Origin of the sequence: uncultured Microbacterium sp. (assembly GCF_963521695.1) — a bacterium.
In the GTDB taxonomy this organism is placed as follows: domain Bacteria; phylum Actinomycetota; class Actinomycetes; order Actinomycetales; family Microbacteriaceae; genus Microbacterium.
Map to the genome: position 1 here is coordinate 1 of NZ_CAUQWC010000150.1, position 8,834 is coordinate 8,834.

The 8,834-nt window shown below is 71.2% G+C and carries 8 protein-coding genes; 7 read left to right on the top strand and 1 reads right to left on the bottom strand.

Annotation, left to right across the window (positions count from 1 at the left end; genetic code table 11):
• Positions 1–240 precede the first annotated feature (240 nt).
• The 7 genes from RWP81_RS11395 to RWP81_RS11425 all read left to right on the top strand — a co-directional run bounded on the left by RWP81_RS11395 (position 241) and on the right by RWP81_RS11425 (position 8,247).
• Positions 241–1,509, top strand: a complete 1,269-nt coding sequence (locus tag RWP81_RS11395) for an amidohydrolase family protein (RefSeq protein WP_314456189.1) — start codon at positions 241–243, stop codon at positions 1,507–1,509.
• A 29-nt stretch (positions 1,510–1,538) separates the two neighbouring features.
• A complete protein-coding gene (locus RWP81_RS11400; RefSeq protein WP_183418749.1) occupies positions 1,539–2,315 on the top strand; it encodes an ABC transporter ATP-binding protein in 777 nt (258 codons plus the stop codon).
• Complete coding sequence (locus tag RWP81_RS11405) at positions 2,312–3,202, top strand: ABC transporter permease (protein WP_314456192.1); 891 nt, start codon at positions 2,312–2,314, stop codon at positions 3,200–3,202. Before RWP81_RS11400 ends, RWP81_RS11405 begins: the two co-directional genes overlap by 4 nt.
• Before the next feature lie 106 nt (positions 3,203–3,308).
• Complete coding sequence (locus RWP81_RS11410) at positions 3,309–4,484, top strand: ABC transporter substrate-binding protein (protein WP_314456194.1); 1,176 nt, start codon at positions 3,309–3,311, stop codon at positions 4,482–4,484.
• A 163-nt stretch (positions 4,485–4,647) separates the two neighbouring features.
• Positions 4,648–5,979 (top strand): FAD-binding oxidoreductase, encoded by a 1,332-nt coding sequence (locus tag RWP81_RS11415; RefSeq protein WP_314456196.1) that lies wholly within the window; start codon positions 4,648–4,650, stop codon positions 5,977–5,979.
• Positions 5,976–6,755 carry a creatininase family protein gene (locus RWP81_RS11420; protein ID WP_314456198.1) on the top strand — a complete coding sequence of 260 codons (780 nt, stop codon included), beginning with the start codon at positions 5,976–5,978 and terminating at the stop codon, positions 6,753–6,755. The genes RWP81_RS11415 and RWP81_RS11420 overlap by 4 nt, the downstream gene beginning before the upstream one ends.
• 268 nt (positions 6,756–7,023) lie before the next feature.
• Complete coding sequence (locus RWP81_RS11425) at positions 7,024–8,247, top strand: MFS transporter (RefSeq protein WP_314456200.1); 1,224 nt, start codon at positions 7,024–7,026, stop codon at positions 8,245–8,247.
• A 110-nt stretch (positions 8,248–8,357) separates the two neighbouring features.
• Here the strand turns inward: RWP81_RS11425 and RWP81_RS11430 are convergent.
• Positions 8,358–8,834: alpha/beta hydrolase (locus RWP81_RS11430; RefSeq protein ID WP_314456202.1), on the bottom strand; the 477-nt coding region annotated here is incomplete at its 5' end.

The following is an 8,834-nucleotide window of genomic DNA, read 5'->3' on the forward strand; positions in this document are numbered from 1 at the left end:
GCGGTGCGCGCAAGCGGTGCGCGGCTCAGGAGCGGCTGCGTCGTGCGCGGAACGGCACCTGTCCGACAACTTTGTCACGAGGGTCACGCGCGAGAAATACGGCGGAAACGCGCGGTTCCTAGCATCGGAGCATCGCCGGATGTTGGTCACACCAACACTGACGCAGCCGCCCCAGGCGGCTCGCCCCGTCGTCGTGGCGCTCGTCTCGACTCCCGTCATCCCGATTCACCGGAGGCCTTCGTGTCCGCCGTCCCACCCGTCTCGATCGCCGCCCTGCGGGGTGTGCGCCTCGCCTCCGGCGACCTCGTCGACATCGCGCTCGACGGCGACGAGGTGCTGGCGGTCGTGCCCGCGGGCAGCCCCCTCCCCGAGACCGACGGGGCGACGCTCGATCTGACCGGGTACCTCGTCACCGCCGCGGGCGCGGAACCCCACGGGCACCTCGACAAGTCGCAATCGTGGGATGCCATCCAGCCCCCGTTCGGCGACCTCGAACGCGCCATCGACAGCTGGCACGCCTACGCCATGACCCTCGACGAGGACGACACACTCGCTCGCGCCCGCTCCACGGCACGACGGATGCTGGCATCCGGGATCACCGCGGTGCGCACCCACGTCGACCTGCTGCGCGGCGACGACGCCCTCACGGGCGTCCGTGCCCTCCTGCGCCTGCGCGCCGAGCTCGCCGGACTCATGGACATCGAGCTCGTCGCCCTCGGCGGCCCGACCGTGCCCGACGAGGTGTTCGAGGCGGCCCTCGACGCGGGCGTCGACCTCGTCGGCGGCGCCCCGCACCTCGCCGATGACCCGATCGCCGACCTCGAGCGCCTGATCGCGCTGGCCCGCCGTCGCGACGTCGGGCTCGACCTGCACACCGACGAGAGCCTCGCGGGCTTCGACACCCTCGCCGCCTACGCCGCCGCCGTCACGGGCTGGCACCGCCCCCGCACGGCGGGTCACTGCGTGCGGCTGAGCATGATGGCCGAGGCCGAACTCGACGTGCTCGCCGACGGCATCCGCACCGCCGACATCGGCATCATCGCGCTGCCGATCACGAACCTCTACCTGCAGGGGTGGGGCGTCGACCGCGCGATCCCCCGCGGCATCGCACCGATCGGCCGCCTCAAGGCCGCCGGGGTCCGCGTCGCCGCCGGCGCCGACAACGTGCGCGACCCGTTCAACCCCGTCGGGCGCTGCGACCACCTCGAGACCGCCTCGCTCCTCGTGAGCGCCGGACACCTCGCCCCCGCCGACGCGATGGATGCCGTGACCATCGGCGCCCGCGATGTGATGGGCCTCGCGGTCGCCGGTCCCACGGCCGGAGCCCGAGCCGACCTCGTCGCGATCAAGGCGGACTCGCTCGGCGAGGCCGTCGCCTTCGCCAGTGCGGACCGCATCGTGATCCACCGCGGCCGGCTCGTCAGCCGCACGACCGTCTCGACCGAGACCGCGGCATCCGTCGCCCTCCCCGTCCCCACCCGCTCCGCCGCACCCGCGACGGCGTCGTAACCCGCCCCCAACGGAAAGTGAGCGCCCCCGTGACCTTGGCCTCTCCCGCCCCGGTATCCGTCGCGGATCCCACCGCGCCGATCCTGGACTTCCGCAACGTCGCCCTGACGTTCCCCAACGGCACCACCGCCCTCTCCGGCGTCGACCTCACCGTGAACCGCGGCGAATTCGTCAGCGTCGTCGGCCCCTCCGGTTGCGGAAAATCGACCCTGTTGCGCATCGCATCGGGGCTCGAGACCGCGAGCGAGGGCGTCGCCACCGTCAACACCGACCGCATCGGCTACGTCTTCCAGGACGCCACGCTCCTGCCCTGGCGCGACGTGCAGTCGAACGTCGAACTGCTCGCCGAGCTCAACTGGCAGCCCAAGCGCGTCCGCACCCCGAAGGCGCAGTGGGCCATCGACCTCGTCGGGCTCAACGGCTTCGAGAAGCACCTGCCCAAGCAGATGTCGGGCGGTATGAAGATGCGCGCCTCGCTCGCGCGCTCGCTCACGCTCGACCCCGAACTCTTCCTCTTCGACGAGCCGTTCGGCGCCCTCGACGAGATCACCCGCGAACGCCTCAACGACGAACTCATCAAGATCTTCGTCGCGCAGAAGTTCGGCGGGCTCTTCATCACCCACTCGGTCTCCGAGGCCATCTACCTCTCCACCAAGGTCGTCGTGATGTCGGGGCGCCCCGGTCACCTCGTCGACACCTTCGAGATCCCCTTCGACATGCCCCGCGACCCCGAGATCCGCTACACGGCCGAGTACGCGAAGCTCGTCGGCGAGGTCTCCCACGCCCTTCGGGAAGGACACTCATGAGCACCACGTCTGCAGAGCCGGTCGTCGCCTCGTCGTCCGCGCCCACGGGATCCACTCCCCCGCCCACCACTCCGCGCGCACGCCCGGCGACCGCCCGCGGCCGGTTCGGTGCCCGCGCCTTCGCGCTCGGCCCGCCTCTCGCCGTGCTCGTGGTGCTGTTGGGCGGCTGGTACGCCATCTCGATCGGCCTCGCGGCATCGGGCAAGGGCTTCCTCATGCCCATGCCGCACGAGATGTTCACCCTCGGGTTCTTCGACCCGCAGGTCGGCGCCGACATCTGGATCGCGCTGTTCCGCACCACCGGCGTCGCCCTCACGGGCCTGTTCGTGGCCATGGTGCTCGGCATCGGCTGGGCGATCGCGATGTCGCTCGCGCGCTGGGTCGAGCGCTCCACCTACGCCTATGCCGTCATGCTGCAGTGCATCCCGATCCTCGCGCTCGTGCCGCTGGTCGGATTCTGGTTCGGCTACGAGTTCCTCGCCCGCGTCATCGTCTGCGTGCTCATCGCCCTCTTCCCCATGGTGTCGAACACGCTGTTCGGCCTGCAGTCGGTCGACAAGTCGCAGCGCGAGCTGTTCCGCCTGCAGAAGGCCAACAAGTGGACCGTGCTCACCAAGCTCACCCTCCCCGCCGCCCTCCCGTCGATCTTCGTCGGCATGCGCACCTCGGCGGGCCTGTCGGTCATCGGCGCGATCGTCGGCGACTACTTCTTCCGCCGCGGTGAGCCCGGCATCGGCTCGCTCATCGCCAACTACCAGTCGCGCCTGCAGAGCGCCGAGCTGTTCGCCGCCATCCTCGCGGCGTGCCTGCTCGGAGTGGCGATCTTCGCCCTCTTCGGCTGGATGTCGAAGGTGGCCGTCGGCCGCTGGTACGACAGCACCCTCTGACCCGCACCACTCCTCTCGGATGCCGCGCACGCACCGCGGCGGCATCCGTCGCACCCGAAAACACCGCACCCGAGAGCACCACCCCCGTCACAGAAAGCGAACCAGCATGCAGCGCTCCACCCTCGTCCGCGGCACCGCCGTCACCGGCGCCGTCGCGATCGCCCTCACCCTGACCTCCTGCGCCGGCAGCGCCGCGGAGACCGCCCCCACCGCCGACATGGAGATCGGCTCAGTCGACCTGTCGGCCGACTGCCCCGCCACCATCGTCATCCAGACCGACTGGAACCCCGAAGCCGAGCACGGTCACCTCTACGAGATGATCAAGGACGACTACACCATCGACGCCAACACCAAGGCGGTCACCGGCCCCCTGATGTCGGACGGCGAGTTCACGGGCGTCAACCTCGAGATCCGCGCCGGTGGTCCCGCCATCGGCTTCCAGACCGTCTCGGCGCAGATGTACCAGGACGACGCGATCACCCTCGGCTACATCAGCACCGACGAGGCGATCCAGCTCTCGGACACCACCCCGACCAAGGCCGTCTTCGCCCCGCTCGACATCAGCCCGACGATGGTCATGTGGGACCCGACCACCTACCCCGACGTGAAGTCGGTGGATGACGTCAAGGCCGCCCTCTCGGCCAACGGCGGGGTGTGGCGCTACTTCGACGGCTCGGCGTACATCGAGTACCTCAAGAGCGCCGGGCTTGCCGATGCCTCGATCCTCGACGGCTCGTACGACGGCACCCCGTCGAACTTCGTCGCCGCCGGTGGCAAGGACATGCAGCAGGGCTTCGCCTCGGCCGAGCCCTACGTGTACCAGAACGAGGTCTCCGCGTGGGGCAAGCCCGTCGACTTCGCCCTCATCCACGACGCCGGATGGCAGACCTACCAGTCGTCGGTGTCGGTGAAGGCCGCCGACTTCGAGGAGCTGTCGCCGTGCCTGACGCAGCTCGTGCCCGTGCTGCAGAAGGCCGGCGTCGCGTACTACGCCGACCCGTCGGCAGCCAACGCCCTCATCCTCGACCTCGTCGACCAGTACGCCACCGGTTGGACCTACACCCAGGGCGTCGCCGACTACTCGGTCAAGACGCAGGTCGACCTCGGCCTCGTCGGCAACGGCACGAACTCCACCTACGGCGACTTCGACGACGACCGCTTCGCGGACTTCTTCGACAAGGCGGGCAAGGTGTACACCGACCTCGGCACCCCGCCCGCGGCCGGCTACACCCCGGCCGACCTGTACACGAACGAGTTCGTCGACACCTCGATCTCGTTCTGACGCGAACGGCCGGGTCGGCTGACGCCGACCCGGCCGTTCGGTCCCCACCGGAGCTCGCACGCGCTCCCCGGCCCCCGAACCCTGGTCCCCGAGCCCGTCGAAGAGACCGCAAGCCGCACCACCCCGGCATCCATCCCCACCCGTTCCACCGGAGACACACCCCATGAGCGACACCGCCACCCGCGTCCTCTCCCTCGAGGACGAACTCCTCGACCTGCTCGGCCCCGCGGCCGTCAGCGCCGAACCGCGCGTGCGCGAGCGCGCCAGCGTCGACGGCTCCCCCATGTCGCCGATCATCGCCGCCCAGCTTCCCCTCGGCCTCGCCGATCTCGTCGTCTTCGCCGCGAACGCCGAGCAGATCGCCACGGCCGTGGCCGCGGCATCCCGTCACGGGGTTCCGATCACCGTGCGCGGCAAGGGCACCGGCAACTACGGACAGGGAATCCCGATGCAGGGCGGTCTCGTCATCGACACCACCCGCGCCAAGGCCATCGTCGAGGTCGGCGACGGCTTCATCACCGCCGAGGCCGGCACCCCGATGGTGCTGCTCGAGCAGGCGGCGTGGGCCGCGGGCCAGGCCCTGTGGATGTACCCCTCGACCGCGCAGTCGACGATCGGCGGCTTCCTCTCGGGCGGTTCCGGCGGCACCGGCTCGATCGAGCACGGCTCCAACGACCGCGGCTTCGTCGCCGCCCTCGACGTCGTGCACGCCGACGGCAGCGACGAGATCCACCACTTCGAGGGCGACGAGGCCCAGAAGTACGTGCACAACTACGGCACCGCGGGCGTCATCGTGCGCGCGACGGTGCGGCTCGAGCCGCTCCGCGAGTGGCGGGGCCTATGGGCGAGCTTCCCCAACTTCACCGGAACCCTCTCGGTGGTGCAGACCATCGGCAACCTCGACCCCGCACCGCGCCTGGTGTCGGGCGACGGGCCCGAGATCTCGGCATCCCTCCCCGCCGACGACGCCATCCCCGAGGACCGGTCGAGCCTGCGCGTCATCCTGGACGCCGGCCAGATCGACACCGTCACCGCGATCATCGAGGGCGCGGGGGGCCGCGTCGAGGCCGTGCGCGAGGGGCCGCAGGCGAGCATCCGCCTGTCGATGCTGAGCTACAACCACCCCATCGAGTGGTACCAGAAGAGCCAGCCGCACGAAGTATTCCACCTCGAGGTCGCCGGCGCCCCGCTGGCGGACGACATCGAGGCCGTCGAGGCGGTGTTCCCCGGGAGCAAGCTGCACATCGAGTCGACGAGGGCCTTCCCGATCGGCATGCTCGCCGCACCCTACGTCAGCGAAGAAGACGTGTACCGCGGCATCGCCGAGCTCAACGCGATCGGTGTCGGCGTGCACAACCCGCACCAGTGGAACGTCGACTTCAACGTCGAACAGACCGCCGAGACCGCCGCGCTCACCGACCCGAACGGGCTGCTGAACCCCGGCAAGCTCAACCCCGACTACACCGGCGCCCGCAAGGGAGCGATCATCTCATGACCCGTCTTCTCGCCGAGCTCAGCGGCCCCGCCGCAGCCGAAGCCCTGACCGAGAACTCGATCCTCGTGCTCCCCACGGGCGCGATCGAGCACCACGGTGCGCACCTCCCCCTGGCGACGGATGCCATCGTCGCCGAGGCCTCCGCCACGGCCGCCGTCGCGCGCGCAGCCGCGCAGGGGCTGGACGTCTGGCAGCTGCCGACGCTGTCGATCACGAAGTCCGACGAGCACTCGTGGGCGCCGGGCACGCTGTGGCTGACGCCCGAGACCATGTTGCAGACCGTCGTCGACATCGGCCGGTCGATCCTCACCACCCGCGCGCGGACGCTCGTGTTCCTCAACGGGCACGGCGGCAACGTCGCGCTGCTGAACGTCGCGAACCGGGAACTGCGCCGCCGCTTCGGTCTGCGCACGTTCTTCATGCCCGCCGCCCGCGTCCCCTCGTTCGACGGCACCGACGGTGGCCCGGACGAGCACGGCACCGGCATCCACGCCGGACACGGCGAGACCAGCATGATCATGCACCTGCGGCCCGAGCTCGTCGACGCGTCGAAATTCGAGGCGACCGTGCCCGCGCACATCGGCGACTTCCGCCACATCGGCTTCAACTCCAAGCCCGTGACCTTCGGATGGCTGTCGAACGATTTCGGCCCGACCGGTGTCCTGGGCGACCCGACCGGCGCCAACGCCGCGCACGGCGCGGAGCTGTTCGAGCAGAGCGTGTCGTTCGTCGTCGAGGCGCTCGAGGAGATCAGCCGATTCGACTACACCGCGTGATGCGGGCGAGCGGCGCACAGCTCCTGCAGATCCGGCCCGCCGGCGTGAGGCCGGCGGCACTGCGCCCGTTCTGCAGGAGCTCCGCGCCGTGCGCGCACCCGAGCGCTCCGACGGCTCAGGCCGCGGCGGCAGGAGGCGCGCCGCACAGCTCTTGCAGAACTGCGCGCGCGGCCTCTCACCCCCGCGCGGACCGGGCCGCCTGCCGGAGTTGTGCGGAGGCGCTCGGGCCGCGGTCGGCGCCGGATGCCGTGGACCCGACGGTGCGCGCATGAGCGTAGCCGCCGAGACCGGACAGGGCGTTCGCGCGTACGGACAGGTGCTGCGACTGCCCGGGGCCCGCAGCTTCGTCGCCGCCGGCATCCTCGCGCGCTTCCCTCGGGCGACCCTCTCGCTCGGCATCATCCTGCTCGTGTCGTCGGCCACGGGGAGTTTCGCCTCGGCAGGCATCGTCGTGGCCCCGCTCGTCGGCGGCATGGCCATCGCCGCTCCCCTGTGGTCGTCGCGCATGGACCGGTTCGGCCAGAGCCGCGTCATCCTCGTGTCTCTCGGATGCCTGGTGCTCACGGCATCCGTCCTGCTCGCCCTCGTGTTGTCGGGGGCGCCGTTCTGGACATGGCTCGTCGCCGCGTTCTTCACGGGGGCGGCGACCCCCGACCTCACCTCCGCCGTGCGCGCGCGGTGGACGGTGCTCGCCCCGCCGGCCCAGCGCACCCCGGCGCTCGCGCTGGAGACCATCGGCGATCAGATGGTTTTCATCAGCGGGCCGCCCGCGATCACCGCGGTGGCGGCGGCCCTGGATCCGGCCGTGGCCATGCTCGGCTCGCTCGGGCTCGGGGTGATCGGCGGCGTCTGGCTCGCCTCTCAGCGGGGCACCGAACCCGCCCGCAGCACCCCGCTGCGTCGTCGCGGCATCGTGCTCCCCCCGCTCGGCGTCGTGCCCATCGCCCTGGCCTGCGTGGCCCTGGGCGGCGTGTTCGGTTCGTTCGACGTGAGCCTGGTCGGCTGGGCCGAGGTCGACGGACGCCCCTGGCTCGCGGGTCCCGCCTTCAGCGCCCTGGCCGTGGCCATCGCCACCGGTTCGGTGGTCACCGGCGCTCGCTCGTGGCGACTGTCTCCGGCGGCGCGGTTCATCCTATTCGCCGCGGTCGCGGCGGTCGTCTCGCTCGCCCTGCCCGTCGCCGAGCAGTCCGTCCTCCCGCTGTTCGGGGTGATCCTGCTGCTCGGACTCACGGTGTCGCCGGTCATGGTGTCGGGGATCCTCGTGGCATCCGCCCGCGCGCCCGAAGGGCGGGTGACCGAGACGCTGGCCTATCCCACGGCGGCGATGTCGCTCGGCGTCCCGATCGGCGGAGTGATCGCGGGAGCGACCCTGGATGCCACCGGCCCCGCGGCCGCGCTGACCACCATCGCCGTCTCGCTGGGGCTGGCCGCGATCATCGCCGCGGCGGGTGAGGCGCTGCTGCGCCTGCGGGGGCGGGGCGCGACCGCCTGACCCGACGCCCTGACCCGGCGCTCTGACCCAACGCCCTGGCCGCGCGACAAGACCGACGAGTGTCCACGACACGCCGCGTCGGCCGCGCGCGAGCGGCGTGTTCTGGACAGTCAGCGAGCGAGTGCGGCGCCGAGGTGACGGAGAACCGAGACGTGGCCGTCGTCGGGACGCAGGTCGAGCGTCGCGTGCGGGAGGGCGGCCGCCAGCATCCGCGCGTGAGCGGGAGGGATCACGCGGTCGCGCTCACCCTGGACGAGGAGAACGGATGCCGTGACCTCCGCGAGCTCGAACCCCCAGGGCCGGGTGAACGCGAGGTCGTCGTCGATGAGTCCGTCGGGTCCGAGCTCCTCCGCCGCGCCGGCGTCGGCTCCGAGTGAAGCCCAGTCGTCCTCGAGCGCTGCGTAGTCGGCATCCACGAACTGCGCCGGATCGAACTGATCGGTCTCGGCGAAGCGCCGGCGAGCGGCTTCGCCCTCCACCGCGGCACGCAGACCGCCCGGTGCCTGCATTCCGGCGAACCAGTCGTCGCCGCCGGTGAACGGCGCGGGCGAGGCGAACGTGACCACCGCGCGGACGAGGTCGGGCAT

Excerpts from the sequence above, each read along its gene's own strand:
- RWP81_RS11405 (WP_314456192.1), top strand. The coding sequence starts at position 2,312 with ATGAGCACCACGTCTGCAGAGCCGGTCGTCGCCTCGTCGTCCGCGCCC.
- RWP81_RS11410 (WP_314456194.1), top strand. The coding sequence starts at position 3,309 with ATGCAGCGCTCCACCCTCGTCCGCGGCACCGCCGTCACCGGCGCCGTC.
- RWP81_RS11415 (WP_314456196.1), top strand. The coding sequence starts at position 4,648 with ATGAGCGACACCGCCACCCGCGTCCTCTCCCTCGAGGACGAACTCCTC.
- RWP81_RS11420 (WP_314456198.1), top strand. The coding sequence starts at position 5,976 with ATGACCCGTCTTCTCGCCGAGCTCAGCGGCCCCGCCGCAGCCGAAGCC.
- RWP81_RS11425 (WP_314456200.1), top strand. The coding sequence starts at position 7,024 with ATGAGCGTAGCCGCCGAGACCGGACAGGGCGTTCGCGCGTACGGACAG.